This is a genomic window from Methylophaga sp. UBA4204 (assembly GCF_002379485.1).
Lineage (GTDB): Bacteria > Pseudomonadota > Gammaproteobacteria > Nitrosococcales > Methylophagaceae > Methylophaga.
In genome coordinates, this window is record NZ_DFTU01000097.1 from 9,359 (window position 1) to 9,741 (window position 383).

The following is a 383-nucleotide window of genomic DNA, read 5'->3' on the forward strand; positions in this document are numbered from 1 at the left end:
AATTTTCGTCGCCCGGCACGTTTTAATGATGCCTTATTGATTCGATCTGAAATGACACAAACGAGCGGTGCAAGCATGCAGTTTGAGCAATCAGTACTGCGTGACGGTGAACTGTTGTGCGGTGCGTCGGTCCGAGTGGCCTGCCTGGATGCTTTGCGATTTAAACCGTGCCCGATACCTTCTTTTATTTTGACGGAGATGCAATGTGAATGCTGATCTATCCTTGATGTCCCTGATATCTGAAGCCAGTTTACTGGTGCAGATCGTTATGCTTATTTTGCTGCTGATATCAGTTTATTCCTGGACCATTATTTTCAAAAAACGCAGCGAGTTAGCCGATGCCCGGCGAGATGCTGATTTATTTGAAGATAAATTCTGGTCGG

General features: G+C 45.7%; 1 protein-coding gene. It reads left to right on the forward strand.

Annotated elements, in window-relative coordinates; translation table 11 throughout:
- The coding region (locus tag B3182_RS14725) for an acyl-CoA thioesterase (RefSeq protein WP_292753313.1) at positions 1-216 on the forward strand (216 nt) is incomplete at its 5' end.
- Between the last annotated feature and the right edge of the window lie 167 nt (positions 217-383).